Below are 26,381 nucleotides of genomic sequence, written 5' to 3'. Positions count from 1 at the left end.
CGCTTTCCGGACAGGTGCCCTCGGCTCAACTATTGCTAACAGTCAGTATGGAGTGACCGGCGCCGATGCGCCGACCGTGGGTTAGGCTGTGAGCGTCCTTACGGACGCACAGTTCAGAGCCACAAGCGGAAGGGAGCCGGTCATGAAGGAGAAGGTACGATTTCTAGGTTTGGATGTCCATGCTGAGACGATCGCCGTGGCGGGCGCGGAACCGGAAGGTGAAGTGCGGAGCCTGGGAACCATTCCGAACCGCGCTGAGTCTATCCGTAAGTTGATCAAGAAGCTTGATCCAGCAGCCAAGCTGAGAGCATGTTACGAAGCCGGACCGACGGGCTACGTCGTGTACTGGCAACTGGCGGAGCTGGGCGTCGAGTGCGAAGTTGTGGCACCCACGCTGGTGCCGGTCAAGGCTGGCGACCGAGTCAAGACGGATCGGCGGGATGCAGAGAAGCTGGCGCGCTGCTATCGATCCGGGGATCTTACGGCGGTATGGGTTCCCGATGAGGGTTCCGAGGCCTTGCGCGATCTGGTGCGTGCCCGCGAAGCAGCCAAGCAGGATCAGACGCGGGCGCGTCATCGCTTGAGCAAGTTCCTTCTGCGCTCCGGTCAGCGTCCACCATCCGGGGTGAGACCCTGGACACGCCCCTATCTCATCTGGGTCGCGCAGGTACGCTTCCCACAGATCGCCCAGGAGGCTACACGGCAGGATTATCTGCACGAGGTCGAACACATGCGCGAACGGGTGGCGCGTCTGGAGCAAGCCATCACAGAAGCGGTCAAGCTGGCTTCCCCCGCGTTACAACAAGTCATCAACGATCTGCAGGCACTGCGCGGCATCGCAGATATTTCGGCGGTGACCATCGCGGCCGAGCTGGGCCAGCTATCTCGCTTCGAAAGCGCCCGGCAACTGATGGGTTATTGCGGTGCTGTGCCCAGCGAGGACTCCAGTGGCAAGCGGATCAGGCGGGGAGGCATCACGAAAACCGGCAACGCGCACTTGCGGCGAATCGTTGTCGAGGCGGCCTGGAGCTATCGTCGTCCACCAGGAGTCTGGTATGGATTACGCAGAAGACAGGAGAGCATTTCGGAAGAGGTCAAAGAGATTGCGTGGAAAGCGCAACACCGCCTGCACAAGCGCTATATGAAACTGGGTGCAGCCGGCAAGGACCAGAGAAAGATCGTTACAGCAGTCGCTCGTGAGCTGCTGGGCTTCATCTGGGCCATCGGCACTAGGGCAGAAACGCTCGCCAATCAGCAAGCCGCAGCCTAGAAAGAACAAAGCAAAAGCAACAACTTCCCCAATAAGGAAAAAGCAAGAAACTCACGGATGAAATACGCCACCAATCTCGAGCACAGAGCCAGCAGCAGCCGGAGCAAGCACGAAGGAGAATCCTCGCTTGGCCTATGCGACAGGCTCGACCGGACTCGCGATAACAGTCAGAGGCAGCTCCCGACGGATCATGATTATGCGGTCCCGACCCGCGAATATCAGACTGATCAATCGTCGCTCAAATCTGCCCAGGCTGCTGCTCGCTCTGTCTTCGGGAAACAACAAAAGCAACGACAAAAACAACCCCACTGTTGCGCAGAGTTGACAGGGTCACTCCATATCAGGCCAATGCACTCATCGAGCCTGTATCGGTCAGCTGTTAGATTACTTCCGAGAAACGCGTTTACCGGGACTGATCGTGGTCTGCGATTCCTGCTTTACCGTGGCCTTCAAAACCGCGTTTTATGTATTCACCGGTATTGGCCCCGACAACTCGCTTGAACGCTTTACTGAACGCAGCGTCGGACTCGTAACCGACCAACCGCGCTACATCTATGAGCTTTTTGTCGCGCTGTTCGAGTAACTGCATCGCCTTCTGCATCCGCCATCCAGTCACATACTCCAGCGGCGTCTGTCCGAGCAGCTCTTTGAAACGGGCTGCGAATCCGGAACGAGACATGCCCGCCGCCTCGGCCAAGGATTCGACCGTCCAAGGTGTATCTACTCTGTCGTGAATGGCACTCAGGGCAGTGCCAATTTGAGGATCGAAAACGGCACGAAGCCATCCTTTGTTGTGTTCCGGTTCCGACGCGATATGCGCCCGGAGTATCTGGATAAACAGAACCTCAGCCAACCGAGTCGCGACGACTCCAGATCCCGGCGCCTGTTCTGCCATTTCTGACGCCAGCGCCTGCACTGTGGTGTGAAGAGCAAGTGTGCGTGCCTGATCGGCCTTCATCAGAATGAAGCTCGGCAACAACTGGGTGATCGGCTTCAAACTGGCGTGATCGAAACTCAAGGACCCACAGACGATTGTTGTCGGTGCGCCACCGCCTCCACAAAGAGCGACATTGCCGTTGGCCCTGGCCCCAATCTCGCGGAAACTCCATCTAGGACGTGTTCGCGGGCTGTCGCACAGAACAATCGAAGGTCCCCTTAGCTACCAGAAAGCAATCACCACCTGTGAGCGGAATCGGCTCCGGAATTCTTTCCACACTTAGCCAGCAGTTGCCGCGCGAAAGCATGGCGAAGTGCGCCAAGTCTGCGGGTGGCAGCCTTTTGCCGACAGGCGGGACTGTTCGGAAGATGTCGCTTATCGGGTCCACGCTGGGCCACTCCTCTTGGACGAATAGACAAAATGTTTGGAGTTCGCGTCCACTAACAAAGAACTCTACTCCTCAGTAGGGGATGCTGGACATCCACCAAAGGGAGCAATCATGGGAAAGCTTGAAGGAAAAGTTGCAGTCATCACGGGTGGAACGAGCGGTATGGCGCTGGCAAGCGCCAAGCTCTTTGTGGAAGAGGGTGCTTACGTATTCATCACGGGACGGAAGCAGGAACAGATCGACGAGGCAATCAAGGTCATCGGCCGGAATGTAACTGGCGTTCAGGGTGATGCGGCCAATCTCGAAGACCTCGACCGGTTGTTCGATGTCGTGAAGCGGGAAAAGGGCAAGATCGATGTCCTGTTCGCGAGTGCCGGTATAGGCGAGCCCGTCCCGCTGGGGGAGATTACCGAGCAGCACTTCGATAAGACCTTCGATCTCAACGTGCGCGGCACACTCTTCACGGTGCAGAAAGCGTTGCCACTGTTCAACGATGGTGGATCAATTTTCATGACCGGGTCCAACGCTGCGGCGAAAGGTTTCCCTGGTTTCGGCGTGTATGCGGCGAGCAAGTTGGCGCTGCGCTCCTTCGCCCGTACTTGGCTCAATGAGCTGAAGGACAGAAAGATCCGCGTGAACCTGCTGGTTCCCGGTGCTATTGCCACACCGATGCAGGAAGCAGTTCTCACCAAGGAAGCGAAGCAGTATTTCGAATCCCTCATCCCGCGGGGAACGATGGGGCAATCTGAGGAAGTCGCGACGGTCGCGCTGTTTCTTGCTTCAGACGATTCAAGCTTCGTGAATGGGGTGGAGTTGTTCGTCGACGGCGGCATGACGGCGATCTGAAATCTCAATCGTTACTTCGAGGCGAGTCACTCATCGCCGCGCCACGCGCAAACAATCGAAGCCCCCCGGGCCAACAAAAGGCAATCAAAGGGATCTTCGGTACTGAATGTTCCAGATCTACCAAAGGGAGTCATCATGGGGAAGCTTGAAGGTAAGGTTGCAGTCATCACGGGTGGATCGAGCGGCTTGGCGCTTGAGAGCGCCAAGCGGTTCGTGGAAGAAGGCGCCTACGTTTTCATCGTGGGCCGAAGGCAGGAGCAGCTCGACGAGGCCGTCAAGCTGATCGGGCCGCAACGTGACGGGCGTGTGCGGCGACGTGTCCAATCTCGACGACCTCGACCGCCTGTTCGACACAGTCAAGCGGGAAAAGGGCAAGATCGACATCCTGTTCGCGAGCGCCGGCAAGGGCGAGGCCGCCAAGCTGGGCGAGATCACGGAGGAGCACTTCGATGCGGGCTTCGGCCTGATTGTGCGCGGCACCTTGTTTACGGTTCAGAAGGCGTTGCCGCTGATCAACGATGGCGGATCGATCATCATGACCGGCTCCGTTGCTTCCGTGAAAGGGTTTCCTGGTTTCGGCGTGTATGCGGCGAGCAAGGCGGCCTTGCGCTCCTTCGCACGTACCTGGCTCAACGAACTGAAGAGCAGGAATATTCGCGTGAACGTGCTGAGCCCCGGGCAGGTCGACACGCCGGATTCCCAGCGCCTCGACCAGGAGACGAGGCAGATGTTTGAGTCCCTGATCCCGCGCGGCAAGATGGGTCATCCTGAGGAAATTGCGGCGGTCGCGCTCTTTCTTGCTTCAGACGAATCGAGCTACGTGAATGGCGTGGAGTTGGCTGTCGACGGCGGCTTTTCCGCAATCTAAAAGCCGGGAAATCAAGAGCAACATTGACATGTATTGGGGATACACCATGAGCTATGCCATCGTAGGATTCGGCAAGATAGGGCAGGCCCTCGCCCACGCTTTCGCCCGTAAGAACATCGAAGTCACCGTCGCGAGTCGCCGACAGCCCGAAGAGTTAGCTCCGCTGGCTCGGGCGATTGGACCCACTGTGCGCACGCAGTTAGGCTGCAAGTTCCGCCGTAACGAATTCAACGATTTGCGTCGAAACGTGGTCGGATTTTTGCAATTCATCTTCGCGTTCAAACGCAAGGTTCGTCGCCTTGTGCTCACTTTAATTGCATGTTGACAACAATCGGTCTTGAAATCTCTGCATCTACCTAAAGAGCATGGAGTTGCTCGCCAGTGATTTGTTCCAAAATGTCGTCAATTGACATAGCGAAGGAATCAAATCACAGATACCGGATAGGGAGCACGCTAGCGTAAAGCCCTTGTTCAAGCGGCGGACATCTTAGTAAACTGACATTTCAGGCACTTCATAACTTCAGAATCCCAGTGCAGCGTTATACGGCACGGCCTCCAAGTGCAAAGTTATGCTGCCATCCAGTACAACGGAATGCTGCCATCTTCGGCTATCACCAAAGGATGTGCAAAATCTCATCCCCGCCGGAGGCCTGCGGTTGGATTAGGACGATGTCCGGGTCGAGCTCAGGGGAGTAAGGTGCGGTTTGCCACCCGGGAGTTAAGTCTTCATTAAACATCAAGGCATTCTCGATCAAAACAAAGACTCACACCGGGATCACCTGTGCATGTGCTCATTTCAAAAAAGCGAACACGTCAGCTCCAAATGGCATTGTCAACTTAAGACGTCGAGGGACGTTCTGAGCTGGGCACGCTGCGGGTCTTGAGCTCGCTCAGGCCGTGGTCACTTCCCGCCAGACCGCGAATGACCGCGATCGCAGGAGCCGGTGATGGCTAGACCTCAATAAGTGTCGGTCTACACGGAACGGATTTCAGACGGCATCAGGGAGGGAGAAAACGTTGTGCGTGCCTGGCAGATTTGAATCGGCGCATTTGCCGTTCCCGTTGGCGCGTCGGCTGATGCGAGGCTTCGACGCGATTGTTCGCGTACCGCTCCGCCCTGTGAATCACGTTGCTGAAGATGCTTCGCATGGCAGCGGAGTAGCTTCTCAATTTGTCGGTAGTGATCTGCAGTGGTTCGGAACCCTGGCCACGCAAGAGTTTTCGAAAGAATCGCTCTGCGGCGCGCTGATCACGTTGCGGCTGGACCAGAATGTCGATCACGTCGCCGTCCTGATCCACGGCGCGCCACAAATACCGCTGTTGGCCGTTGATTCGAATGAAGACTTCATCCAAATGCCAGTGGTCGCCCAGCCGTCCCTCTCGTCGCTTCAATCGCCGAGCATAGTCGAGACCGAACTTCTCACACCACTGACGGATCGTTTCATAGGATACCATGATGCCGCGCTCAGCGAGAAGCTCTTCGACATCCCGGAAACTCAGGCAGAAGCGATGATAAGCCCATACCGCATAGCTGATGATCTGGGAAGGAACCGATAGCCGGAGTAACGAGTGCGATCACTCTTCATGGCAACAGTGTTTCAGGTTTCGTGCGCAGGTTGACAATGCCGGCGTCCGGCAACTCAAAGTCAGGCATCGACCGACCGGGCTGAAGTGCAGCAACTGCTAATCCCGCAACCTTGAGCTTCGGTCACGGCTTCGATCGCAGGCATGACGTGGGGTGGAGTCTTCTCGCGCACCATTCGAGAAGTAGCATTTAACTCGCTTTGCAGATCCATTCGTGCGACTCTCCTCAGTGATTTGAAGCTCTCGACTAGTCGTTAGGTGTCTTGGACGCAAGAATCGAAGCCATCTCGATTTGAGGAGCCGTTGCGAAGAGCTCTTCAGCCCTGGCAAAGAGTGCTTTGGCCACAGCACCACTGGCGTGCGCAGTTCTTCCCTCTTCGTCGACAAAGGTATCGAAGATGCCGAAGGATGCGGGACCGATCTTGATCGCGTACCAGGACCTCGTTCCTGTCTCTTCTGCAACCAGGGGTTGAGCTGACTTCAAAAACTCTTCCACTTCGTCTTCTTTACCGGGCCGGGCATTCAACAACGCCAATATCGCAAACCGATCCATGTATCACTCCAAGTAATGTCGTATTCGTGCTGCGTGGTATGACACGGACAGCTTCTTCGGGTTACATGAATATTCCGTTACACGGCAAGAAATACAAGTCAATAAATTGCGGGCTACAGATAGGCCCGTAGCCCGCTGGTAACTGCTTAGAGGGCGGCGATACCGTTGAAGCCGACGCTATTGGGCAAATTGCCCGCCTGACCGAGGTTGGTGAGAGATCCATCTTCGTTAATCGCAAAAGTGGAGATTTTCCCAGATTGCGAGTTGATGGTGTAGAGGTACTTGCCGTTGGCGGAGACCGCGATGTCCACGTTGTGGCTGCCGGACGGGATGCTGCCTACGACTGTGCTGCCGATAGGAGTTAGCTTTCCATCTTTGCCAATGTTGAAGCCTGAGATGTCGTTGCTCCCGGAATTGGAGACATAGACCTTGGATCCATCAGGCGTGATCGCATTCCAGCAGTTGCCAGAGGCGAAGGTGGGGAGGCTTTGGGTGACAGCGGTCAGGGTGCCGTTCGCATTGACCTTGTAGGAGGAGATCCCGGATGCGTTGTTGCCGTCTGCGGGTCCGGTCTCGGAGACGATAGCGAAGTTATTCGGAGCGTAGTTGACGGTGAAGGTACCGGGAGCTGGGTTTGCGTTCACGATGATTGGCGAGAGCCTGCCGTCGGCCTCGACGTGGAAGGCATCGAGATTGTTGGTGACGCGCTCTGTAACGAGAAGGAACTGTCCATCGGGGCTAAAGGACAGCGATGCTCCGCCGCTGGTGGTGCCGGTGAGAAATTGCGTTGAGTTCTGGATCTCCGTGAGCTGTCCGCCGAAGTCAAGGTGAAATCCTACTACGCTGCCTGGTCCGCCGCTATTGAGGACATAGATCAGACCACCGCTCTCCGCGACCGCGGAAGGCTGTACTCCTTCAGAGGCTGTCTTATTGAGGAAGGTAAGGTTAGCTTTGTGAACGCTGAAGACAGAGACCGTACCGCTTCCCGCGTTGACCGCGAAGAGTAAGGAGTGATCCTGGCTAAGGGTGAGAGAACCTTGTGATTCGAGTGGGTCGGTAGTGCCGCCACTGCCGCGGCCGTTGGTGTCGTAGTAGACAGGTTCTGAGAGCGTGCCATCGGCAGCACGCTCATACGCAATGACCTGATTCTTCTTGGCATCGTTCGTCATGATGAAGACCGCGCCAGTGTTGTTGCCCTGCGCAGCGCAAAGAACTGGAGACGCAGCTCCAATTCCAACCATGATCATTAATAGGCTTCTAGTTACTCTGCTCATCACTTACCCCTTGTGCCGACCGAATTGCGCGCAGTCGATGAACTCTACCGAATGCTTCAAGTGAAAAATTTCGTTTAGTTCATTTGTGCGCGCAGTTGTTGGAGAGGTAATGTCTGAAAAGGTTACAACATTCCGAATGTCATGTGACCCTTGCTCTATTTAGGAAAGCGATGCATCCATCGCACCATTCATTCTTTGATGTTTCGCGAGTTGGAGATCACGTCATCACAACGTGAAGTAATCTCTTGCGAGACTATACTTTCTACGCAATCCGTCACAGCACTCGGATGGCCGCCCGACCTCTTTGCTTCACCCATACTCCAAAGGCTCTGCAAAGATATTTCGCCAGCAAAGTCCGTTGAGTGCAAGGTCCCCCGATTTTAGAACGATGATCCCGTCGGGAAATCCTTCCTTCATCACATATTGCACATCAGGTTTATCGCTGACAGGATGCCAATGACTTGCGGTCATCGAGATCACTGGGCTAGTTCTAGTGCCAGGCGCTTGCGCGCGGAGGCAGTTGGGTTGTGAGAGGCAAAATGTCAAACCAAGTAGTAAAGCCAGTTGGAACTTGTGCATTGTTTTCCCTCTGTTTTGCTGTGTTCATTCGCCGCTCAAACCTCGCAGCTTCAATTCCATCCCCCATCCGAAATGCTGCGTGTTGCCGGGCAGATTATCGTCCAGCGCAATTGCGATTTCATTCTTACCCCTCTTCAGCGGTAAGCGGAAAGTCCCGTTCTCTAAGGAGATCCGTTCGCCGGCAGCCTTCGCCGCCGGAAGTCCCTCGATGTTTCTGCCCGCGAACACAAGTGTGCCGTTCACGTAGACCCAGATTTCGCGTACCCAGCCGATCTGGGCCGCTTTCGACTGTGCCTTGTCGGAGACGAGCGTGGTCTTTGCCCACGCCAGAGAGATTACTGCTCCTTCCTTTGCAGACCCGACCTCTCGCGAGAAGTTGACTAGGCCTTTCGTCTCAGCCGTTATGGTTCTCCATGCTTTACCGTCAGTGGGCATTGACGCGTAAGGCGGCTGAACTCCCATGGGAGTATCCAGCTGTGAGTCGTGAATTGAGGGGAGTACGGACGCCGTTGAGATCTGCCAATGTCGTAGAAATCTGTCTCTCCGTTCGGGTGCAGTTTGCGCCACGTCCAAGGATGGCTTCGCGGGCGTGATCAAGAGATTTTTATATTTTGCCGGGCCCCCGAAGGTGAGTGCGCCAGACAGCGCCCCGCCCTCATGTGATCCACGCTCAGTGTTGGCTGGCTGGAACGGTTCACGTAGACCCGCATTCTTCTCCTAATGACCACGATTCGGAAGTGGTTCCAACTTAGGGTGTGGATGGGCGCCGAACTTTGATATTCCGGGAATAAGTCTCACTCGAACGCGCCATGCTCAAGGGGCATGTACTGTAAGCAATCCGAAGAAGTGTCGTAATTCTTTTGAGGGCGGAAGTAGAGAGCTTCGCCATTTTCTCGATTTTGTGCACGGAGCCTCATTCCGAGTATCCCGTGATCCGGCATGTACATATCGAATTCGATGGTGCCGTCAGCAAAGATCAAATCTTTCACGTCGACTGACCCCTTACTGATCTCAAGCACCCCATCGGGGACGTGATCGTCAGCCGTTAACGTGGTATTGTCGTTGGAAATCCAACGATCGGTTTTCATGGGAACCCGGATCGTTGTCTCAGCAAAGCAACTGCGTAAAGTAAAGAGCGCAAGCACGAGCAGGAATTGGCGCGAAGAAATGAACCGAAGGACGGTGAGGTAAGGGAAGACTTGAGGTCGTAGCAGTTGAGTACTCCGTTCGTACGGTTCAATCAGGTAAGCTCTGGCTCAAAGACATGCGACACATGCTTTACGACATGTGTGGATTTGAGGAGAAAGTGATTGCCGCGATCCTCCAGCCATCGCTTCCTCTGACGAGAATCCACGTCTCACTTCCGCGATTTTCTTCCTTTCCGTTTATCAGGAAGACGAAGTCAAAGTACACCGACGCAATCGTCCCGTCGCTGTTCTGTTAAAGATGCGTATGCGTTGGATTGAAGCTGGCCTTCGAGGTGGAAACCAGCTTCACGAAATCTGTGTAGCTTCCTACGTGGATCTTCACCGCTTCCGGCGATTTCGCTTTCGCACGAGCATACGCGTCATCGGAGAGGACGTTCAGCCATAGACTGTCCTGAGGGAGGAAGAGATGCGCGAGTCGGTCTCCGTCATGAGTAAGAACGGCCTCATGATAGGAGTCGATCACATGCTGAACATCGACCGTATCCGAAGTGGTGTTGGCCGTGACAGTCTTGTTGCCCTCCGGAGAGTTTGGGCTTTGAGCGAAGCTCGCCGTGCCAATCAGAATCGTTAGTGTAAAGAGGTGGTTACTGATGAAACGCTTCATGTGAGATCTCCTTGAAGACAAAAGCCGCAAGGTCACAGTTGGATGTGAGTGCAGGACTGTCTAACTAACCTGAATCTACGCACATTCACAGCGCAGCTGGACGATATGTTCTGAAGTGGTCATGGCTGTTGCAGACCGGTCTGTAGATCGAACGAAACAGACGTTTAGCAAAGCTCCGCACCCTCAATCGCCCGTCCACCGCCAGCAGCGGGCACGCAGCAGAACCTGATCTGTCAGAATGGCTACACGAGCCAAAGGTTTTGTAGAGCTCGCGCTTCACACTATTCGGGTCGATCGGAAGTCGAGCATCGCGATATTCAGACGAGGGTATGACTAGAAGCAATGATGAGAAGGACTCTCAGGTGGTCGATCATTTCAATCGTCTTTTGGACGGCAATTGCCGTGATCTTTGCTTTGCCTCAGCTAGGGCAGAACCTTGACATGGACCAGGTATTTATGTCGGCGGTGGCACAATGGTGGGCCTGGGGAATCCTGGTCCCCGGCATCCTGGCCGTGGATCGTGCTCTCCCATTTGCTGTACAACGAATCCTGCCCCGACTCATCACGCTTTTTGCTCTGGGCCCCTTCGTGTCCATCTTGTATGGCTATCTTCACGCGATTTTGAAGGCGGCGCTAGGAGCAGCTACATGGTCCCGGCTGTCTGGAACGATCATCCTCACAGAAGTTCTTCGAGAGATCTTCTGGAGCATGCTCGTGTACTGCCTCATCGTCGGCGTGAGGGAAGCCTATCTCTACCATCAGCGCTATGTCTCCGCTGAACTGCAGATGGAACGACTGCAAAGGAATTTCTCAGAAGCTCGCCTCAACGCGTTGCGTATGCAACTCGATCCACACTTCCTCTTCAATGCACTCAACACCGTATCCTCACAGGTTGAACGTGAACCGAAACTCGCGAGAAGAATGATCGAACACCTGGGCGATTTGCTACGCCTTTCCCTGAACTCACGAGGAGTTCATGAGATACTGCTTGCCGAAGAATTAGCTTTCCTTGACCACTATCTGGCCACACAGAAGATTCGCTTTGGCGATTCCTTGAAGATCGAGATAAGAATAGCTCCAGACCTGAAAGATGCTCTGGTTCCCAGTCTGTTCATCCAGCCGCTGGTAGAAAACGCAATCCGTCATGGCATTTCGAAGAGAGCTCGCGGAGGGTCAATTATTCTGAGCGCACAGCGTTCTCAGGAGAGACTCCTCATTCAAGTACTAGACGACGGCGTAGGCTTACCGCCCGGCTGGTCGTTCGAAGCTCATAAGGGAGTGGGCCTCTCGGTGACACGAGAGCGATTCGCGGGACTGTACCCAGACAATACAAGCCAGTTCAATGTCCGCAGGAGAACCGAGGGAGGAACCGAAGTGTCCATCTCGTTCCCGCTCCATAGACGAAGGGAGACAGATGACCGCCTTACACCCTGACGGTATCCGGGTACTTATCGTCGATGACGAGGCACCGGCGCGCCAGCGAATATCCGACTTGCTCAATCAAGACAAGGAAGTACGTTCCCTGCAGGAAGCAGGCGATGGCGAGACAGCCGTGCGCTTGATCCTGAGCGACAAGCCCAACTTGGTGCTCCTGGATGTGCAGATGCCGGAGCTAAACGGCCTGGAGGTGATTGAAGCCGTTGGGCCGGAAAATATGCCCCTCACCGTCTTCGTCACGGCCTACGACCAACACGCCATCCGAGCCTTCGAAGCAAATGCGTTGGACTACCTCCTCAAGCCTTTCAGCGATGAGCGGTTCGAGACGATGCTGGCGCGCGTGAAGAGGCGCAGGGATGATCTCCATCTTCAGGAGTTCGGACAAAACGTAGCGCGGGTCATTGCGGCCCAAGCGGCGGACACCCGCTATCTTGACCGGCTGGCCGTTAAGACAGGTGGAATCACAAGATTCGTGCGTGTGAAAGACATCGAATGGATCGAAGGGACGGGCGTCTATGTCACCCTCCACTCCTCCGGGAAAGCATTTCTTTACCGAACTTCCTTAACCGATCTCGCGCAGAGTCTCGACCCCAGCCGCTTTCTTCGCATCCATCGCTCCGCCATCGTAAATATCGAAAGCATTGTGCAGCTTGAACCCCTTTCGCATGGAGAGTTCGAGGTTCTCCTAAAGGACGGCTCCCATCCCCGCGCCAGCAGAACCTATCGCACCGCCATGGAGAAGCGACTTGGGCAAAAGCTATAAACCAGACTTTGCCGATTCTGCCTTCACGAAGCCGGTTCACCAAGATTGCCCTTCATCGCCGCTACAAGTCGCATCTGCGCGGAGTTCACTCCGATGGCCGTTGCAAAGTGATCACATACGGCAGCATGACGTTCTTCACATCGGGATTACCCGCTGTCGCGAGAATCCTGCCAACGAGCTTTCCTTCATGCGAAATAAGCTTGATCTTCAGAGTCTTCGCTCCCGTCCGCAGAGCGTCCGCGGAGTCGATACCACCTGTTGACACTCCTGTGAAGGCCACTCCTTCTGACTGCATCCCGGTAATTCTTTCGGCAGGTTTGTCGCCGAGTGCCAGCGTGGCCGAGTCGCTCGATTCTATATTCAGACGGACCGGCATCTTCGCGTCATCATTTACAAGTGTTCCCATCCAACGACCACTGAAGCTGGGTGTGACTACGAATGCGGCGCTCGAAGGTCCAGCTGTCTCTTCGGGCTGGCGCCATTCAGGGCTGTAGCTGGCGAGTACTTGATTGCACACCTCGGAGCACAGTTCTCTCCCGTCGGATCGGTTGGTCAAGACCATGCACGCTAGGTTTTCCGACGGGAGCATATATAGGCTGGTCGCGACACCCGGTTGCCCGCCGTTTTTGAACAGCACGGAAGCGCCGGATTCTAGGTGCCCGGTAAACCAGCCGAAGGTCGTCGCGACACCCGAAGGGCCAACAAAAACCGGCTTGTGGAGTTCGTCGATCCATCGGTCGTCCAGAATCGGGGCCCGTCTCGGCAAATGGTTTTTCATGTTGAACATCGCAAAGTGCGCGAGGTCATGTGCGCTGGCGTAAAGCTCTCCAGACGCCGGAGTGGATGTTGTGTAGTAGGGAATTGGATTGTCCGACGGATCGTATCGCGCGGCACCCGCCGAAAGCCGTGCAACACTGCTATCGAAGAAGCTGTCGCGCAGGCCAAGTGGTTTGAGAACCCTCTGTGTCATGAGAGTTCCAAAGTCCATTCCCGTCAGGTTTGACGCGATGACCGCCAACGCAGCAAAACCTATGTTGCTGTATTCATAACAGGACCCGGGCGAATACGCGAGTCTGCCATAATTCCGGATGAGCTCGCCTGGGCCTAAGGCCAGCTTGGCTTCGTCCCGATCGTATCCCTCGAACATCGTAGGCAGCCCGCTGACATGCGCGCCCAGGAGCCGGACTGTTGCCGCATCCGCATTTTCATTCGCACCTTGGATCCCACTCTTCATTAGATATTTGTTTGCGGCGTCGTCCAATAACAGTTTGCCCTCAGCAGCCATGGTCATGAGCGTAGTGGCAGTGAACGGCTTGGTGATGGACGCCAAGGTGAACGGCGTACGGGCCGTTGCTTTCAGACCAGCCTCACGGTTGGCCCATCCAAAACCCTCTTCCCATACGATGCTTCCGCCATGCGCCACGGCAACAGCTACTCCCGTGGCCTTTCCGTGCGCGATCGCTTGAAAGATCAGGCTCCGCACAGACTCAAAGTTGGGTCGCTCATGAGCCGAGACGGAAGTATTTGGGTCGTTGCTGCCACCCTCGAATGCAGGTAGGAAACTTCCGGCCGATACGGATAGCAGTGTTCGCAAGACTTCACGGCGGGTAGCAAGAGGTATCAACGTGTACTCTCTCAATCCTCGGAAGAAGATATCGGGATGAATCTTTAGCGTTCAACTCGTTATACGCGTGAACAACTTGCTTTGTTCGCATCTCCTTTGAACCGGCTCGACCACACGCTGCAATGTCCGATTGTCCGGCCCTTCTTTGATGAGATTTCGGGACACTCGCCGACCTCCCGATGCTTGATTAGTGCGGGCCGTTACGACTGCAAGGCCATCGCAACGGCCGTTCGGAGCAGCCCTCTTACCGACAGAGCGGGGCCTGAGACTTCTGTAGCGGTGACCGTCAGCTTCTAGGAGGGCAAGGTTACGCCTTTGATGAGCGCCGGCGGCTCGACAAACGTGGGCATCTTCAAGCTTTCGTCGTGGAGGTAAATGGCAAGATCAAGCGAACCGTCAGCGACGTCCCATCGTGTGACCAGCCCATTTTCGATCCGTAGAATGAAATTCTCTACCGACGTTCCGGTCTTTCCAGTCGGAGCGAGGCCGTTGAAGGGACGATCGTGCTTCCAGTGGAGGTTGATCGTGACGAGGCCGCGATCCCCCGCGACAAAATGGTCGACGAGATCGGTCCGCGGGCGGAAAGCATCAGTGAACGACTGGTTCCATCGCTTAAGCGCGGCTAGGCTGTCGATATTGCGTCCTGCAGGGCTGTTGGACTTGACGTCAGGATGGATTACTGCATCCCAAAGATCGAGCCGGTTTTGCGAGAAGCCTTTGTAGAAGTTGGCCGAAAGCATCCGCAGCCACGGTGTGCTGTCCCCGCTGTTGGTGCGGCCTCTTACCGAAAACGGAGCTCCATCCCTAAATATCTCCGGATTAGGCAATTTGAGAGATTTCCTGTTTGCGCGCAAACGGGCTGGGCTCGTCACCCGTCGGGCGGAGGAAATCGGGCAAAGGATATACGCATCCATCTGTATCGTTTCATTGCACGGCCAACGTCATTGGCTGCGTGTGGCTTAATTCTGTTGAGGTTGCCGCGGTCACCTGGACCGTATAGTTGCCGGGGGCAGGTCCAGCACTGGCACCGTTCCCAATCGTCTGTCGGACACCTGCCCCGCATCCTGCAACTAAAATCGTGAATGCTGCCACGGCAACAGCGAGCCTAAATCTCCTCATTCGCTGGTCGAAGAATAAAAGCACGCCCGAAAGCGGAAGAAATAACATGGCGGCTGACGTAGAGGAGGAGCTCATCGAAATCGTCATGCTCCCGGTAGCTCCCGCGGAGGGCGTGAGAGTGGCGGGCGAGAAGGTGCATGTGGCGCCGGAGGGCAAGCCGGAGCAACTTAGTTTCAGTTGCTGGTTAAATCCGTTTTGCGAGGCGATGCTGAAGCCAATCTGTCCAGAGGCTCCCGGCGTTAGTGTCATCGTAGTTTGACTGAGCTGCAGCAAAAAATCCTGGGGGGCAGCTGACGGAGGTGCGGGGGCACTCACAGTAATTGTCAGAGGAGACGAGATGGAAGCGGCATTGCTACTATCGCCACTGTAGGTGGCGATGATCGTTTGAATTCCCGCACTGAGCGTAGTAGTGATGCTGGCGACTCCATGAATGAGAGTCACAGCGCCGAGCGTATCAGTCGCATCATTGAACGTGACGGTTCCAGAAGAGAACGAGGCCAAGGTGCTTACAGTCGCCGTAAGTGTGAGGGACTGACTTGATGTAAGTTGGCTGGATGATGCGTTAAGGACAGTCGTTGTGCTGGTGAGTCCCGGTGGCGGAGGTATAACGGGAGGGGTAACTGGATGCTGAACGACAACTATGGTAGCGACCTGGGAGGTCGAATCTGCGTTGTTTGCGTTGCCACTATAGGAAGCCTGGACGCTATGAGTGCCTGCGGCAAGATTGGAATCAACGAAGGTGGCGGATCCGTTTGTGATTAACACAGATGCAAGGTTTGTTCCGCCGTCGTTAAAAATCACCGTTCCCGTCGGCGAACCTGAGCCGGATATGATGGCAGTAAGAACGACGTTCTGGCCTACGGTAATTTGTGAAGGTGTCGCAGAGAGCGCGGTTGAGGTGCCGAAAGGTGTGGGCTGAGTCACCGTGACTATGAGAGGACTCGAAGTGGAGGAGGCATCACCGGGATCTCCTGTGTAGACCGCCGTGATGGTGTGAGAACCAATGCCGAGAGCAGAAGTACTAAAGGAGGCTTTGCCTCCAGACAGAATTGAGCTCCCAAACGTACTGGTGCCATCTTTGAACAAAACAGCTCCCGTCGGCGAACCCGATCCTGAAACGATGGCGCTGAGAGCGACGTTCTGGCCTACGGTGATTCTTGAAGTCGATGCGGAAAGTGTGATTGAGGTGCCTATAGGGGCGGGCTGTGTCACAGTGACAACGATAGTACTGGAAGTGGAGGAGGGATCACCGGAATCGCCTGCGTAGACCGCGGTTATCGTGTGAGAGCCAGCGCCGAGAGCAGCAGTGCTGAAAGCCGCTTTGCCAGCGGAGAGCGTTGCGCTCCCGATAGTGCTGCCTCCATCTTTGAAGGAAACGATTCCAGTCGGCGAACCTGCCCCTGAAACCGCAGCCGTAAGAGTTACTGTTTGTCCCGTAGTGAGGGTTGTAGAGGATGCAGTAAGAGCGGTCGTTGTCGCTGCTGGAGGCGCTGCAACGGGAGTAAAAGTAAAGAGCGTGGCGGAGTAACCGGGGAAGCTATAGCTAATCGCCCCATTGTCGATAGCCGCCTTCGTTCCCGAGATAATCTGTTGCAGATTGGCGCTAGAGTAGCTGTAGACAGAGGCGTTAGTCGGCAGGGTAGTGCCGGAGAGTGCCAGAGTCGTGCTGATCGCGGCACTCGTCTTATTCAAAATAAGAATGGTCACGACACTATCCGAGGTTCGTTGCGCGGCATAGACCGAAAGCTGGCTCTGATCAGAGCTGGTCGCAGCGACCCAGGTGTCGCCATACTGCCCGCCGCTACCATCGTAGTTGCGATACATCCTGAAGGCGCAGGCAATCGGATCGGTCGGAGCTGGCGGGCTCCACATGTTCGCAAAATCAAGTTGTTCGCGGCCAAAGATTCCCAGAACATCCATCTCCGCCACAGCATCAACGACTGATTTACTTCCACTGTCAATCGAGTACTCCGACAAGGAGATCTTTGTGCCAGGGTAGTACTGGCTAACCCACCCCCTAAAACGCGGCAACAATTGCATAGGTCCATTAAACACATACTGTTCTACCCACGTGCCGCCGTTGAAGGTTGGATCCCACAAAGTCCGCGTAGAAGCAAGTTGTGCCGTAGGGGACGACACGTCGAAGTAATAATGCTCATCAAAATAGTCGAGGATGCGAGTGCCGTTCGTCGCCTGATACGCGGCCATTTGCTGAAGATAGTATTGGCCCGCCAGTAGGCCACCCTGTTTGGTGGTATCGCCGACCCAGCCGCCTAAAGTAAAGTCGGAAGGCCCGAGAACCATCGCTGATGGGTCGACTTGCTTGACTGCAGCTGCATACTGTTCGCCTAACTGCGTAATGGTGGGATAATCGGCGCCGTTGGGCAGCACATCTCGATGAGTGTTGCCCCATCCCGCCGGTTCGTTATCCAGTTGATAGAAGGTAACTCCACCCTGAGATGCTGGTCCGAACGTTCCCACCAGGTGTTGTAGCCAGCCTTTTGAAGACCCGTTGAGTTGTCGATGTGATTCGCGTAGATGTTGTTGTCAACCAACTGCGTTCCGTTCGATGTAATGCTGTTGCCACAGTTATCGCCATTGCGATGAACGTAGGGGTTGGTCGATTGCTGCGCGCCATATACGGAAACAGGGAAACTGCAGCTCCAGGCTGCTGATTTATTGACGAACGGAATTATGGGAATCGTAATCAGCGCATTCGCCGGCTGATAAGTGCGAATCATCTGATCGGCGGAGGCGCCTGGCATGGGGTTAGCGGTTCCACTGCCACCCATGAAGTACCAGTCGAAGCCTGCGTTGCTCGAGTCAACCTCCCAGTTATAACGCGTTGTTCCGTCCCCGCCCCAACGGATATTTGGTACCGAAATTTCTTTTGCGTACTTCGCATCGAGACCGTAGTTTGCAATGCCGTAGACTTGCGCGCTAATCGGATGTCTTCCGCTGGAGATGTTCACGGATAGTGCGGGAGCAGAGCCAGCTTGTCCCAGGGCTGCTGTGGAATAAATAAACCACGCAGCAAAAAGCTGGATGCATCGGATGCCGACGTCGGATCGCATGGGGAGGCGTCTCACAATCGAGCGAAGATGATGTGCTTTGCCAGCCTAGATGGCGCAAGACCATCTCTGCATACAACCGAAGTTGTAGGTGATTGGGTTTGGTGAGCTCAAACTACTGTTGATGTTATCGCCGTGAAAGGGCGAATTAGGGGTGTTTGGGATAGTTTGTATGGGTTATGCAAAGTTTGCAAAAAACCAGTAAAGACGCATGGTTAAAGGCGATTGCAACCCCTAAATGGTTGGGGTAGGTTGTACCAGTTTGCAGGGGCAATCGTTACCCATAAGTGACCCGACTCTCAGACAGTGTGCACAGGAGTATGTAGCAGCCTAGACCCAGAATTGGGCTTGGGCTGGGCCTCTGGGTGGCTCTCAGAAGGGCGAGAATGGTCAACTGGCCTAGTCTGAGAGCCACTGAGAGCCAGAAGGAGCACCTAGGGCCAGCCAGAGGCCAAGAAATTAGCCAAAGAGAGAGATAAACCCTCTGGCGTTTGCCTCTGAAATACTGAGAAGCGATTCGGCCCAAATCGAAGTTGCCGAAAACCCGACTTTCGGGGAACGTAGTCTCGGGAGCCAGCGCAAACTTCGGAGGCTCTTCCAAATGAGGCGGTCCACTTCAAGGACTTTATAAACGGCCTATGCTCGTCTTGCTAAGACGTGCTCTCGGGAAGGATTCGCCCATTGGGGCGACGGGAAATTCTTCCTTCCGTTTCACGATACGACCTTCCGCATAGATTTCTTGCTCGAAAATCAACTTTGTCTCGTCTTCGGTCAACTGCAAACGCTCGACAATATCCATTTCCCGGCCAGCATGAATCATCAGTCGATGGGTAACGTGTGTGATGCCCTCGAACCAGGAATAGCTATACCCTCCCTGGTTTCGCAGACCCGGTCCGCAGCCGAAGCCGCCTCCTCCGTTGAACCCGCGTATCGTCTCAGGTTTACATCCAGCCTGCAACTGCGGGAGGCGTTCCGAAAGTTCCCTCTGGAACTCTTCCGACCGCCGAATTATCCGTTCGATCTGTGGGTCAGGCACAGGAGGATGCAGGATGCTTTCGAGATTAATGTAAACCAGGTCGAGCTTCTCGGGCGGCATCTGGTCAATGAAAGCCTTGAGTTCGTCGCGAGTGGGCATAATGCGATCAGAATACTGCTCCCCCTTAGTCTCCTAAAACGGCGTTATCAGAAACGTCGACCTTGAAGTTGCCGAAAAGCGGACTTTTCGGGCAATTCGGTTAGGCCTTTCTGGATAGCCGGTTATGCATCCACACGAAAATAGAGCTGATCGGTAAACACACAGGCCGACTTCCCGGTACTAATTCTTAAGCCCTATGAGATCCGGATGGTCAACCGAAACGAGAGGTTGAGCTAGTGCGCAATCGAACGCGACATCATCCAAATATTGTTCGTCCCGTCCACGAGCACGACCGCGATTCGCCCACCCGCAGCCGACCAGCCCCCCTGCTCATACAACGCGCGCCCATGAAAATGCTGCACGGCGAACGCCTCGCCTACCGGCCGGTGAGAGCTCGCGTCGATCCGCTGCCCCCACAGACAGGTATGTCCGTCCCTGGCCGAGGTGTAATAGAGCGTTTTGCCATCCGGCGACCAGTTTGCCCAGTCTTCAGGCCCCTCTTCCGCAATCTTGATCCACGCACTCTCAGGAATCGGTTTCGTTCCATCGAGAGGTGCAATCGCGATGATCGATCGGTTCGGCTGAGTCCGCGCCGTAAAACTGACCCAACGATTGTCAGGGGAAAAGTGGCCGTAAAGCACATTGTAGAAAGCATGCTTTAATACGGGAGTTTGTTCACGCGAGGCGATATCGAGAGTATCGATCTGATAAGGACTACCGCCAAATATCAGAAGCTTCTTCTCATCACGCGACCAATCGGTAGCTCGTAAGCATCCTTCGCACATCTTCTGCGGGACACCGCCGGGAGCCGATATGTACACCGATCTATGTCCGTGATCGAAGGCTGAAAAGGCGATCTTGCTACCGGATGCGCTGATGATCGGAAACCGCTGCCCGAGTGATGAGTTGGCAAGGTGGGACTCTCTGCCCGTCTCCAGATCCCTCACCCAGATGTTCAGTGGTCCCGACTGAGTGGAAGCAACCGCAACATATCGCCCATCGCCCGAAAGGGAGGCGTGTTCTCGCTTCGCAGGACCCTCTGTGATCCGTTCCAAAGTGCCTCTTGGTATACCCCGGTCCAGATCGAACGGTAGCGACCATACGTCCGTTACGACTTCCATGTTCGTGAACGCTAAGATATCTCCCGATGCGCATGACGGGTCGACATCGTTCCCGGCGCCCGCCGTCAATCTCTTGAACACTCCACTGACTCTTCCGGTTCGGGGTGACAAGGATGTCTCCCACAGGTTCCCCGTATCCCCGTTCTGGATGGAAAAAATCACGCTGTTCGTCCCCGCCAACCAACAGCTTGGTACAGGAACGCTTAGGTAAGTGTCTGAAAAAGTGCTGATGAGGTCATACTGCACTCCGGTACGGACCAATGCATCGTATACGCCGGTTCTTATCGGGTTGCCTCCATCGGTTGGGACAAGCCACCAATCGAGGGCGGATTTGTCGTACACCTTATCAGAGGTGTATCCGATGAGAAGAAGATATTTCCCGTCTGGAGACCAGATGGGATAGCGAGCATTGGTGAACTTCGAGCCGATTCGTTGCGGCTCTCCCCCGGCCGCCGAAACCACCCAGACCGCACCGCTCCCCGGAACGCCGGCAGCTACGTTTGGGCCGCCTATCCAATAAGCCACCTGCGAACCGTCGGGCGAAAATCTGGGGTTCAATCCGTGCCGCGCCAGCAACCTCATCTCACCGCCAAACGCCGGAATCTCGTAGATCCCGCCGCCGTCCCGATTCGACCGAAACACAATATTGCTGCCATCGCGCGAAAAATCCGGCGTTGTGTTCCCTTTCCCATCAAAGGTCAGCCGGATAGGCGGGCCGCCACTAATCTGTTTGACATAGAGATCCCGTTCGCCAGGCATGCTGCTATCGGAGGAGTAGGCGAGTAGCTTGCCTTCGCGCGAAATTGCCGGAGCGTCTGAAAACCCGGCATCCGCGGTAAGCCGACTAAGCTTCCACGCAGGCGGTGTAACCAGAGCGCCACGGAACCGCCACCCGATTGCAAACACAAATAAGCACGCAGCAAAAAGGAGCAACCACCATGGTTTGAGAGCTGCTTTCGAAGGCGGGTCACTGCGAGCCGTCGCCCCCTCGACTAGTGAAACCTGCGCCGTATCGCCACTCTGGAGACTCCCAATGGGCTGATATCCCCTGCCCGGGACCAGGAACCGATATCCTCGTTTGGGAACCGTCTTGATGTATCGCGGATCATCAGCGTCATCGCTCAACACCTCCCTCAATTTACGGACGGCTACGCGAAGACTTCCGTCGAAGTCCACAAAGGTGTCGTCAGGCCAAAGGCGGCTACGAAGCTCCTCTCGTGTGACCACCTCTCCAGAATTCTCAAGCAGCGCAATGAGGATTCGGTAAGGCTGCTCCTGCAGCTTGATGCGTCTTCCATTCTTCAGCAGCTCGCCTGAGGCAGCGTTTACCTCAAACGGGCCGAATCGATAGATGGTTCCTGGATGTGTATGCACACCTTGTCACCCCAAGTCGAAGAGGATCGATGAGGAGTCGAGTCTATCACCGCGCTACAACAGTTCACAGGGCCTTCTACTTGCTTGAGAGACATGAAGTTAGCGGTTAACAAAATCTTCATGGGAAGTTCCGTTGACCCAGTTGGCCATGTGAGCTTTGATGGCCCTGCTAAACCGGCTGATTGCCGTTTGGTTTGCCAAGCATTTCACAAAGCGCACTTACAAATGCGAACAGGAGGCACAAATGAAATACATAGCAACGATGGCGCTGATGCTCAATCTCGGTGTCGCAAGCGTTTATGCACAGCACCTAACCGTAAAGATGGCCGTTTCGGGAACTGAAGCGCCCAGCACGGTCAATCTACAGCAGCCCAACACATCTACCAGCGAAGATACTTACACCGGAAACGGTACTCTAGGCTCATTCACCTATCGCGATGTCAGGGCTCTCACAAATTCTCCGCAACCATCCAGTACCTGCTCGGGCCCAAATTTGATTGCTCTTTCAGGTTCTGTTGGCGCGGCTGTATTTCGCTTTCAGGATGGAAGTCTATTGAAGGTCAATCTCACGCAAGAGACCGATTGCATTGATCTCACAATCGGGCAGGCACACTGTATTTTGTTCTTTCAAGTCACTGGTGGAACCGGACGTTTCCAGAATGCGACCGGTCTCCTTACCTTGACTGAGACGGTGGTGCCAGTCCTATCCGACGCCTTTAGCAACCCTGTCTTCTTTGCGGGTACAGGAGAGGTTACTGGAACGATCTCTGGAGTCGATAGAGTGCCGGAGCACCAATACGAGCAACCATAGGAAGACTATTTCTTTGCGCTCGGCGCTCGCTCTGGAAGTAGGGTCCATGGCGAACGCCGAGGGCAACAGGCCCACTAAACGGCCGCCAAGTCGCAATCACTCGCGTGTGTTTGGCAATGCGGAAGCTAGCCATGTCCGAATAGTAGGCTTATCGGATAAGTGGCGTCCCGTAGTTCCCTGAAAACGGGGTTATGAGAAACTTCGACCCTGAACTTGCCGCAAACCCGACTTTGCGAGAAATACGGAATAACTTCCGGTTTGCCCGTTAATCACCAACAAAGCCACAATCGGGTTCGCTGAGCGCATTGGCGATTTATCATCAACTGGTTTATCACTGGGGCACAACGCGGACTGTCAACTTCTCTCGCAGCTTCCCATTACACCGTTTTCGCCAACGAGGCTTTCACTACCATCCTCAAATGACTGGAACCCACGTATCTTGAAAATCTCAGCTTCTCCCGTCCACACGCGTCATCGCGGCTTCGATCTCTTGCGCGTTATTGCGATTTACATGGTCATGCAGATCCACACCGGCGAGTTCGAGTACATATCACAAGGCGGAACCGTACTGCACACGGCGGGGTCCTGGGCCGTGGGATGGACAAACTCGCTCCTGCGTGCCGCTGTTCATCATGATTACCGGATTCTTCCTTTTTCCCATCGAAGATGAGCGTAAATTCTTCCGGAAGCGCTTCACCCGCGTATTGATTCCCTTCGTGATCTGGTGTGCAGTCTACGCCTTCTATTACTACGCGCAAGGAGTGATCACTCTTCAGACCGCCTTGCTCAACATCGCCAAAATCCCCGTCAACTACGGAACCGAAGTCGGCCATCTGTGGTTCGTCTACATGCTGATGGCGATCTACCTTATCGCACCCGTGTTCTCGCCGTGGATCGTATCGGCAAGCCGCAAGAGCATGGAACTCTTCCTCGCGCTGTGGGGCGTGACATTGACGCTGCCCTTCATTCACCTCTTCTTCGCAGAGGTATGGGGCGAGTGTTATTGGAATGCAACGCCAACCCTCTACTACTTCTCAGGCTTCATTGGCTATGCCGTACTGGCCGCTTACATCAAGCGATTCTGGATGGCACTTTCGTGGCGTATCGACTGGCTTGCGATCGGCATGATTGTAGTGGGTTACTCCGCTACCGCTGGAGGGTTTCTCTACAGACTTCGTTACGAGCACGAAGTAAAGAGCCTCGAGCTGACGTGGAACTTCACCACGCTGAACGTTGCGATCATGACAGCAGGACTCTTCCTGCTCTTCCGAAACATTCATGCGAATCGCGGCAACAGCCTCCTATGGCGATTGATAGACGATCTTTCTCGCATGAGCTATGGCATGTACCTGGCGCACATCATCGTACTCAACGCCATTCATACCCGCATGGCGCCCATAATCGGCAATGCGTTTGTGCGCATTCCAGCGATCGCATTCACTACTTTCCTTATTACCTATCTCGGGCTCAAGCTGCTCTCGCTGTTGCCGGGGAGCAAATACCTCATCGGCTAAAGCCCCCAAACATCAGCTCGGCCTTTGGAGAGTTGGAGAAGCACCGCAAGGGATTCTGCTCCCAAGCCGGTCTTGACCATTTACAGCCTCAAAAGCGCTCCTCCACCAGAACAGTTGATCAATCTCAGGTCCCATGGCACTAAGGGGCCATGGGACTTTCTACGGACCGTCTGTACTTCGAGATTCTCGATTTACGCCAACAGTCAGTATGGAGTGACCGGCGCCGATGCGCCGACCGTGGGTTAGGCTGTGAGCGTCCTTACGGACGCACAGTTCAGAGCCACAAGCGGAAGGGAGCCGGTCATGAAGGAGAAGGTACGATTTCTAGGTTTGGATGTCCATGCTGAGACAGACGATCGCCGTGCCGGTCGCGGAACCGGAAGGTGAAGTGCGGAGCCTGGGAACCATTCCGAACCGCGCTGAGTCTATCCGTAAGTTGATCAAGAAGCTTGGTCCAGCAGCCAAGCTGAGAGCATGCTACGAAGCCGGACCGACGGGCTACGTCGTGTACTGGCAACTGGCGGAGCTGGGCGTCGAGTGCGAAGTTGTGGCACCCACGCTGGTGCCGGTCAAGGCTGGCGACCGAGTCAAGACGGATCGGCGGGATGCAGAGAAGCTGGCGCGCTGCTATCGATCCGGGGATCTTACGGCGGTATGGGTTCCCGATGAGGGTTCCGAGGCCTTGCGCGATCTGGTGCGTGCCCGCGAAGCAGCCAAGCAGGATCAGACGCGAGCGCGGCATCGGTTGAGCAAGTTCCTTCTGCGTTCTGGTCAGCGTCCACCGACCGGAGTCAGGCCGTGGACACGACCCTATCTAATCTGGGTCGCGCAGCTACGTTTCACGCAGATAGCTCAGGAGTTCACGCGCCAGGATTATCTCCACGAGGTCGAGCACATGCGGGAGCGAGTCGCGCGGCTTGAGCAAGCCATCATGGAAGCGGTGAGGCTGGCAACGCCGGCGCTGCAACAAGTCATTAACGATTTACAGGCACTGCGCGGTATTGCAGATATCTCGGCTGTGACCATTGCGAGCGAGTTGGGTCAGGTGTCTCGCTTTGAGAGTGCTCGCCAACTGATGGGTTACTGCGGGGTTGTCCCGAGCGAGGATTCCAGTGGGAAGCGAACCAGACGCGGAGGCATCACGAAGACCGGCAACGCGCACCTGCGACGCATCGTTGTCGAAGCCGCATGGAGTTATCGTCGTCCACCAGGTATCTGGTACGGACTGCGTAGACGACAGGAGACCATTTCAGAAGAGGCCAAGGAGATTGCGTGGAAGGCGCAACACCGGCTGCACAAGCGGTATATAAGACTAGGCGCAGCCGGCAAGGACCAGCGGAAGATTGTCACAGCAGTAGCTCGAGAGCTGCTGGGGTTTATCTGGGCTATAGGAACCAGAGCAGAGACTGGTGTCAGGCCGCAAGTTGCAGCCTGACACCAGCCAAAACAAAACTTCTTAAAAAGGAAAGCCAAGAACACCAAACCGATGAACGCTGACATCCATCTCGAACACAGAGCCGGCAGCAGCCAGGGCAAGCACGAAGGAGAACCCTCGCTCGGCCTATGCGACAGGTTCAACCTGACTCGCGATAACAGTCAGAGGCAGCTCCCGACGGATCATGATTATGCGGTTCCGACCCGCGAATATCAGACTGATCAATCGTCGCTCAAAACTGCTCCGACTGCTGCTCGCTCTGTCTTCCGGAAAGGAAAGCAACGACAACGACAAAACAACCCCACTGTTGAGCAGAGTTGACACGGTCACTCCATATCAGGCCGATGCGCTCTTCGAGGAGTCATTGGTTCGTGTTCCGGGTGGATTGTCGCATACTCGCACCTACCGAACGGCCAACGACGGGAAAGGGAAGGTTGCGCCCGTTATTCGGGGGAAACGTGGAAGCCCTCATCCGCCACCGGCGGCTGGAACCAGCGAGTTATGGCAAAGAACTCTTCTTCTGATGTTGAAGCAAAATAGAGCCCTTCTGGCTTTGTTTCATTCCGCTTTTTTAGCCGTGCCAAACACTCATCTAGGAACGTCCAAGTAGTGCAATACATGTTTCACTTCCGTCTCTTCAATGAGAGAGCGGACCCACTTCCGTTCCGCCTGGGTATTTCCAGCGAAATCGAGAACCACGGAAGTTCCGGCCCTCAGTATTTGAACCACGAGTGGCCCGATCACAGAACGGCACCGACGCGACCACTTAAGATAGTCTTCAAAGCTGGAGATCCCATCACTTTATTTTGCGAGCCAGATATCTTCGCAAATAAATACGACACCTTCCTGATCTGCGATCCTGCGTG

The 26,381-nt window shown here is 55.1% G+C and carries 21 protein-coding genes and 3 pseudogenes; 9 read left to right on the top strand and 15 right to left on the bottom strand.

The window, feature by feature from the left end:
• Window positions 1-142: 142 nt before the first annotated feature.
• Window positions 143-1,270, top strand: coding sequence for an IS110 family transposase (locus tag RBB76_RS00330; protein ID WP_433963493.1), 1,128 nt, complete (start codon window positions 143-145; stop codon window positions 1,268-1,270).
• Between the two features lie 403 nt (window positions 1,271-1,673).
• Here the strand turns inward: RBB76_RS00330 and RBB76_RS00325 are convergent, their stop codons facing one another.
• Window positions 1,674-2,408, bottom strand: a complete 735-nt coding sequence (locus tag RBB76_RS00325; protein WP_429634813.1) for an AraC family transcriptional regulator — start codon at window positions 2,406-2,408, stop codon at window positions 1,674-1,676.
• A 298-nt stretch (window positions 2,409-2,706) separates the two neighbouring features.
• Here RBB76_RS00325 and RBB76_RS00320 point away from each other — a divergent pair, with 298 nt between their 5' ends.
• The 3 genes and pseudogenes from RBB76_RS00320 to RBB76_RS00310 all read left to right on the top strand — a co-directional run bounded on the left by RBB76_RS00320 (window position 2,707) and on the right by RBB76_RS00310 (window position 4,634).
• Entirely contained in the window at window positions 2,707-3,441 is a 735-nt protein-coding gene (locus tag RBB76_RS00320; RefSeq protein WP_429634811.1) for an SDR family NAD(P)-dependent oxidoreductase, read from the top strand.
• 135 nt (window positions 3,442-3,576) lie between these two features.
• Window positions 3,577-4,309 (top strand): annotated as a pseudogene (locus RBB76_RS00315) (SDR family NAD(P)-dependent oxidoreductase).
• Window positions 4,266-4,634 (top strand): NAD(P)-binding domain-containing protein, encoded by a 369-nt coding sequence (locus RBB76_RS00310; protein WP_429634810.1) that lies wholly within the window; start codon window positions 4,266-4,268, stop codon window positions 4,632-4,634. The pseudogene RBB76_RS00315 and the gene RBB76_RS00310 overlap by 44 nt, the downstream one beginning before the upstream one ends.
• Before the next feature lie 565 nt (window positions 4,635-5,199).
• Here RBB76_RS00310 and RBB76_RS00305 read toward each other — a convergent pair.
• From RBB76_RS00305 to RBB76_RS00280, 6 genes and pseudogenes are all read right to left on the bottom strand, one after another.
• Window positions 5,200-5,895, bottom strand: a pseudogene (locus RBB76_RS00305) (IS6 family transposase).
• Between the two features lie 245 nt (window positions 5,896-6,140).
• Window positions 6,141-6,446, bottom strand: a complete 306-nt coding sequence (locus RBB76_RS00300) for a putative quinol monooxygenase (RefSeq protein ID WP_429634809.1) — start codon at window positions 6,444-6,446, stop codon at window positions 6,141-6,143.
• Between the two features lie 146 nt (window positions 6,447-6,592).
• Window positions 6,593-7,693, bottom strand: coding sequence for a lactonase family protein (locus RBB76_RS00295; RefSeq protein WP_429634808.1), 1,101 nt, complete (start codon window positions 7,691-7,693; stop codon window positions 6,593-6,595).
• Window positions 7,694-8,323: 630 nt separating this feature from the next.
• Window positions 8,324-8,761 carry a hypothetical protein gene (locus RBB76_RS00290; RefSeq protein ID WP_429634807.1) on the bottom strand — a complete coding sequence of 146 codons (438 nt, stop codon included), beginning with the start codon at window positions 8,759-8,761 and terminating at the stop codon, window positions 8,324-8,326.
• A gap of 332 nt (window positions 8,762-9,093) precedes the next feature.
• Window positions 9,094-9,387 carry a hypothetical protein gene (locus RBB76_RS00285; protein ID WP_429634806.1) on the bottom strand — a complete coding sequence of 98 codons (294 nt, stop codon included), beginning with the start codon at window positions 9,385-9,387 and terminating at the stop codon, window positions 9,094-9,096.
• A 352-nt stretch (window positions 9,388-9,739) separates the two neighbouring features.
• A complete protein-coding gene (locus RBB76_RS00280; protein WP_429634805.1) occupies window positions 9,740-10,111 on the bottom strand; it encodes a hypothetical protein in 372 nt (123 codons plus the stop codon).
• A 621-nt stretch (window positions 10,112-10,732) separates the two neighbouring features.
• On the opposite strand from RBB76_RS00280, the gene RBB76_RS00275 reads away from it, so the two are divergent.
• Both RBB76_RS00275 and RBB76_RS00270 read left to right on the top strand, forming a co-directional pair.
• Entirely contained in the window at window positions 10,733-11,545 is an 813-nt protein-coding gene (locus RBB76_RS00275) for a sensor histidine kinase (protein WP_429634804.1), read from the top strand.
• Entirely contained in the window at window positions 11,526-12,311 is a 786-nt protein-coding gene (locus tag RBB76_RS00270; protein ID WP_429634803.1) for a LytR/AlgR family response regulator transcription factor, read from the top strand. The genes RBB76_RS00275 and RBB76_RS00270 overlap by 20 nt, the downstream gene beginning before the upstream one ends.
• Window positions 12,312-12,396: 85 nt before the next feature.
• On the opposite strand, the gene RBB76_RS00265 is transcribed toward RBB76_RS00270, so the two are convergent.
• The 7 genes and pseudogenes from RBB76_RS00265 to RBB76_RS00235 all read right to left on the bottom strand — a co-directional run bounded on the left by RBB76_RS00265 (window position 12,397) and on the right by RBB76_RS00235 (window position 21,755).
• Window positions 12,397-13,905, bottom strand: a complete 1,509-nt coding sequence (locus RBB76_RS00265) for a serine hydrolase domain-containing protein (RefSeq protein WP_429634802.1) — start codon at window positions 13,903-13,905, stop codon at window positions 12,397-12,399.
• A gap of 323 nt (window positions 13,906-14,228) precedes the next feature.
• Window positions 14,229-14,762, bottom strand: a complete 534-nt coding sequence (locus RBB76_RS00260) for an ester cyclase (RefSeq protein ID WP_429634801.1) — start codon at window positions 14,760-14,762, stop codon at window positions 14,229-14,231.
• Between the two features lie 97 nt (window positions 14,763-14,859).
• Window positions 14,860-16,878, bottom strand: coding sequence for a beta strand repeat-containing protein (locus RBB76_RS00255; protein WP_429634812.1), 2,019 nt, complete (start codon window positions 16,876-16,878; stop codon window positions 14,860-14,862).
• A gap of 375 nt (window positions 16,879-17,253) precedes the next feature.
• Window positions 17,254-17,502: pseudogene (locus RBB76_RS00250) on the bottom strand (glycoside hydrolase family 44 protein); the annotation flags it as partial.
• Entirely contained in the window at window positions 17,403-18,128 is a 726-nt protein-coding gene (locus RBB76_RS00245; RefSeq protein ID WP_429634800.1) for a glycoside hydrolase family 44 protein, read from the bottom strand. The gene RBB76_RS00245 and the pseudogene RBB76_RS00250, both read right to left, overlap by 100 nt.
• Before the next feature lie 622 nt (window positions 18,129-18,750).
• The gene (locus tag RBB76_RS00240) at window positions 18,751-19,260 is read right to left on the bottom strand and encodes a hypothetical protein (RefSeq protein WP_429634799.1); all 510 of its coding nucleotides are present in this window, start codon (window positions 19,258-19,260) and stop codon (window positions 18,751-18,753) included.
• 233 nt (window positions 19,261-19,493) lie between these two features.
• Window positions 19,494-21,755, bottom strand: coding sequence for a winged helix-turn-helix domain-containing protein (locus tag RBB76_RS00235; protein ID WP_429634798.1), 2,262 nt, complete (start codon window positions 21,753-21,755; stop codon window positions 19,494-19,496).
• Between the two features lie 244 nt (window positions 21,756-21,999).
• On the opposite strand from RBB76_RS00235, the gene RBB76_RS00230 reads away from it, so the two are divergent.
• The 3 genes from RBB76_RS00230 (at window position 22,000) to RBB76_RS00220 (ending at window position 25,515) form a co-directional block, all read left to right on the top strand.
• Window positions 22,000-22,566 (top strand): hypothetical protein, encoded by a 567-nt coding sequence (locus RBB76_RS00230; RefSeq protein WP_429634797.1) that lies wholly within the window; start codon window positions 22,000-22,002, stop codon window positions 22,564-22,566.
• A 617-nt stretch (window positions 22,567-23,183) separates the two neighbouring features.
• A complete protein-coding gene (locus tag RBB76_RS00225; RefSeq protein ID WP_429634796.1) occupies window positions 23,184-24,080 on the top strand; it encodes an acyltransferase in 897 nt (298 codons plus the stop codon).
• 334 nt (window positions 24,081-24,414) lie between these two features.
• Window positions 24,415-25,515: an IS110 family transposase gene (locus RBB76_RS00220; protein WP_433963494.1), complete on the top strand. Its 1,101-nt coding sequence runs from the start codon at window positions 24,415-24,417 to the stop codon at window positions 25,513-25,515.
• Between the two features lie 588 nt (window positions 25,516-26,103).
• On the opposite strand, the gene RBB76_RS00215 is transcribed toward RBB76_RS00220, so the two are convergent.
• Window positions 26,104-26,307, bottom strand: coding sequence for an AAA family ATPase (locus RBB76_RS00215; protein WP_429634923.1), 204 nt, complete (start codon window positions 26,305-26,307; stop codon window positions 26,104-26,106).
• Window positions 26,308-26,381 lie beyond the last annotated feature (74 nt).

The organism is Tunturiibacter psychrotolerans (assembly GCF_051013365.1).
GTDB classification, from domain to species: domain Bacteria; phylum Acidobacteriota; class Terriglobia; order Terriglobales; family Acidobacteriaceae; genus Edaphobacter; species Edaphobacter psychrotolerans_A.
The sequence above is the reverse complement of the archived record's forward strand: the minus strand, read 5'-3'. Positions and strand labels throughout refer to the sequence as shown.